1 protein-coding gene is annotated in these 4,983 nt (G+C 48.8%); it reads left to right on the top strand.

What is annotated here, in order from left to right:
• Nucleotides 1–4,983 (top strand): GEVED domain-containing protein (locus ACRBG0_RS09035; protein ID WP_431486576.1); only part of this gene is annotated, 4,983 nt, incomplete at both ends.

Below are 4,983 nucleotides of genomic sequence, written 5' to 3'. Positions count from 1 at the left end.
AGCTGCGGGTACTGGCGAAGAAAATTACGAAACGTCTTCAGCTAACGGTGGCGCTGTACACAAGATCATTACGAATGAAGATGACATGGTTACGCTGAAAATTGGTGCATCTGTAGATGACGAATTAGACGGTCAACCAAGTGATGATGCCGATGGAGATGGAGCTGACGATGATGGCTTCGATCCTACGAGTGTTATGTTTGTCCGTGGTCAATCAGAAGATCTTACGATCCCCGTGATGAACATGACGGGCGGCCCTGCGAAGTTGACGGTCTACATAGACTGGAACAACGACGGTGTATTTGATGGTACAGACGAGATGTACTTTACAACGGTAGCCGATCAGTCGACGTCCGCGATCCTGGCGGGTATTACACCTCCAACTGGCGCATCGATCAACGATGAAATCGGCATGCGCTTCCGTTTGACAACGGACATGACGATGAGCCCAACGGGCCCTGCCCCTGACGGCGAAGTAGAAGACTACGAAATCATGGTAATGGCGTTTGACTACGGAGACCTTGTCGACGGAGCTGCGGGTACTGGCGAAGAAGATTACGAAACGTCTTCAGCTAACGGTGGCCCTGTGCACAAGATCATCACGAACGAAGATGACATGGTTACGTTAAAAATAGGCGATACCATTGACGATGAATTAGATGGTCAACCAAGCGCTGATGCCACTGGAGACGGTGATGACGAAGACGGCTTCGATCCTACGAGCGTAATGTTTGTAACCGGCCAGTCCGTTGATCTGGATATTCCAGTAATGAACATGACGGGTGCTCCTGCGAAGTTGACGGTCTTCATTGATTGGAACAACAACGGAGATTTTACCGATATGGGTGAGATGTACTTTGTAGATGTACCTGATCAAGCTGCAAGTGTAACGATAGCAGACATTGTTCCTCCATTTACGACGACCCTCAATGACGAAATCGGTTTCCGTATTCGTCTGAGTTCTGATATGGACGCGAGCATGAGTCCTACCGGTCCTGCCCCTGATGGCGAAGTAGAAGACTACGAGATCATGGTAATGGGTTTTGACTACGGTGACCTCATTGATGGTACAGCAGGTACTGCCGAGCAGGATTACCAAACACAAAGTGCCAATGGTGGTCCATCGCATAAAATCATCACCAATGAAGACGATATGGTCTTACTCAAGATCGGATCACTACTGGATGATGAAGCCGACGGTCAACAAAGTAGTAATGCTACAGGTGATGTTACGGACGAGGACGATGAAGATGGTTTCGATCCAATGAGTATCATGTTTATGACCAACCAGAGTGTTGATATTGACATTCCGGTGATGAATATGACGGGTAGTGAAGCGAAGTTGGTCTTCTATATCGACTGGAACAATGATGGTGAATTTGGCCCTGATGAAATGTATTCAGCCCAAGTGCCCGACCAGGCGACCACGGTTACCCTGGTAGGAGTGACGCCACCATTAACGGCCACCCTTAATGATGATATCGGAATTCGTATTCGTTTGAGTACGGATCAGGATGCGGTGATGAGCCCTTATGGCCCTGCGCCTGATGGAGAGGTGGAAGATTACGAAATCCCTGTGATGGGCTTTGATTACGGTGACTTAAATGACGTAGTTGCGGGCACCAATGGTGATGCCAACGCTCCGCTTACTCCTGCTGATTACCAAACGACTGCTGCTGATAACGGCCCTGCCCACAAAATTCTGACGAATGATCTTGATGAGGTATTATTGAAAATTGGTAACTCAGTAGATGATGAAGTCGACGGTCAGCCAAGTGCTGATGCAGGTGCAACGGGTGGTGATGATAACAATGCCGCAGCAGGCACGATGGATGCCGACGATGAAGATGGTTTGGACATGAATAACCTACCAGTGTTCATCTTGACGCAAACGACGACCCTGGACATTCCAGTGATGAACATGACGGGAACAGAAGCGACGATAGCAGTTTATGTAGATTTCAACAAGGACGGTTTCCTTGATCCTGCAACGGAGAAATTTACAGCTCCTGTAGCTGATGGCGCAACAAACGTAACGGTAAGTGTCGGTCCTATTCCAGCAACCTCAGTAGTTGGCCAGGATCTAGGTCTACGTATTCGCCTGGCCAATGAGATGGCTGAAGTAATGACTTCTACCGGTATTGCTAATAGTGGAGAAGTAGAAGATTACATGATCCAAATCATCGGTTTTGATTACGGTGATTTACCTGATACCTACACAACAACGGGCCCCGAAGCTCCGCGCCATATTGTGAGTGAAGACTTGAAGCTTGGATCATGTGTAGATACAGAAATTGATGGTATCCCCGAGGCCATGGCGGGCATGATGCAAGGAGGTGATGATGCTGATCCTGGCCTGTTTACTTTCGGTACTTGTACCGATGGCAGCGACGAAGACGGTATTGTATTTAGCCACCCATTCATTCCTGGCAACGAGTCATGTATCACGGTAAGTGCCATGAACATGACCGGTGAAGATGCTGTACTACAAGTATGGATCGACTGGAACGGCGACGGTATGTTTGGTGCTGGTGAAGAATTGGTCTTCAATGATGCTATTGTCCCCCCAGGCGGAGTTGATGGTGCCGAATACTGCTTCCCAGTACCAACCGTCGTTGGTTACAGCGAAGGATCTTTATTCATCCGTGCTCGCTTGAGCCCCGATGGTGGCCTTACGCCTGATAGCCAAACTGGTGTAGTACCTTTTGGTGAGATAGAGGACTACAAAGTCAAGCTCAGTAAAGTAGGAAGCCTGGTATGGGAAGACTACAACGGCAACGGTGTACAAGACGAAGCCGGTGATCTTGGGATCAATGGTGTAGATGTAGAACTGTTATGGTTTGGTCCTGACGGCGATGTAAACACCACGGATGATAACCGCACTTACACGGTAACGACCGGAAATGACGGCACCACTGATGGCATTTACAGTTTCTGTGGCTTGAACCCTGGAACTTACAGTATCAGTATACCAACCCTACCTGGTGACTATGTACCAACCTGGTCTGATATTCCTGGCGATGATGTTATCGACAGCGACGACCATGCAGGTGTTGAATTCACCATTGTAGACCCAATGGGCCTACCGGAAGGTGAAAACGGTACGGGTGATAACCCCGGCGGTATCAATGGCTTCCCTGATATGCAGGATGATTTGAGCTTCGACTTCGGTGCTTACATCCCGGCAGAACTAGGTGATTACGTATGGCTTGATGAAAGCTACGAAAATAATGATGATACACAGGTAAGTACAGGTGCAGTGCCTGACCTACCGATCGAAGGAGTGACCGTTACCCTGATGGGTACGAATAATGTTGGTCAGCCAGTAATGCTGGTGTTAACGACTGACGAAAACGGTTACTACAAGTTCGAAGACCTGGCTCCTGGTAGCTACAAAGTGATCTTTGATGCGAGTACGGCACTGGGCGAGTGTGGACCGATCTTACTAGCAGTCGCTCAAAACTCTCCAAACGGAGATGATACGACGGACTCTGACCAGAACGCTGGTTTTGTGACCCCATTCTACGATCTGTTCTCCGGTGATGATATCGAGACGGTAGATGGTGGTTTTGTAGAACCTCCGATCGAACTGGGTTGTATCGCTAACCTGAACGTAACCCTAGATGCGAACTGTAGTGCTACGATTACAGAAGACATGATTCTAACGGGCCTTTACGGCTGTGTTGATGAGTTCATCATCACGGTTGACGGAACGGATAGCAATGTACTGTACGGCTGTGGCGAACACACCTACATGATCCAGATTGTGGAAGACGGCGAGATTGTCTACACCTGTTGGGGAACAATCTTCGCAGAAGACAAAACGGATCCAGTGATCGATTGTCCTGATGACACGGACAGTGTGACGCAAGACTACGATGCCTACCAGGCAACGGGTACTTTGGAAGCGAGTGATGCTACTTACAACTTCAACGAGCATAGCTGCTTAACGCAAGTATGGCTGGTTGATGGAGAGCACAACTACGATGTATTGACCTTCACTACGCCTGATTTTGCTACCCCTGTAGACATCTACACGATTGTAGCGAACACACAGTGGGGTGATGGTAGCTTGTTCCTGTTTGATGGCGACTTTGATCCTGCTTCTCCTTGTGAGAACATCATCGGATCATCTGATGACAATGGTCTGGCACCAAACAGTCCATTTGATCCATCACTACGAATGAGTTTACCATTGAGTCCAAATACGACTTATACGCTGGTCTTGACCAACTGGCTGACGACACAGTTAGGCGATTGGGACATCACGATTTACTCTGATGAGAACGTAGGGCTTATCGATGGCGACTTTACAGCTGTTTCTATAGAAGAAACCCGTGACCTTGTCTGTAATGATATCAACAATATCCTCTTCGAGACGCCTCAAAGCTGGATCGCTGATGCAGCGGGTACTTTAGACTTCAATGCGACGCGTGATGCCTTCTTCGGAGGAAGCACTGCTGCCCTGAATGCCTTTATTGCGAAGTTAGGCCTCACAGGCTTCCCTGTTGTGGGTGACAACTGTGGCCCCGTACTGGTGACTTTGTCTGATGTTACGGATGCTGATGGCGATTGTGGTGAAGAGCGGATTACCCGTACGTTCACGGTTTCTGATCGCTATGATGGCGTATGTATTGGTGCTCCACGCACAGCTACTTGTGATCAGGTTATTACCTTCCGCAAGCCAACGATTGGCGATTTGGTGTTCCCATCAACAGTAGCCCTGGTGGGTTGTGATGAAGACTATGCAGTGGATGCCAACGGCAACCCTCATCCTTCAAGAACAGGTTACCCCTGGTTGCGTACCGCCTTCGGCTTCGAAGACCTGGATGAAATCTACTGCAACATTGGCGCGAGCTACTCAGATGAGCCTCGTATCGATGTGTGTGAAGGCACCTACAAGCTACGTCGTGAATGGAACATCATCGACTGGTGTAACCCTGGCGGCTCAGGTACGATTGACCAGCTGATCAAAGTTGGTGA

The organism is Lewinella sp. (genome assembly GCF_050633125.1).
Classification (GTDB): Bacteria; Bacteroidota; Bacteroidia; order Chitinophagales; family Saprospiraceae; genus Lewinella.
The sequence above is the reverse complement of the archived record's forward strand: the minus strand, read 5'-3'. Positions and strand labels throughout refer to the sequence as shown.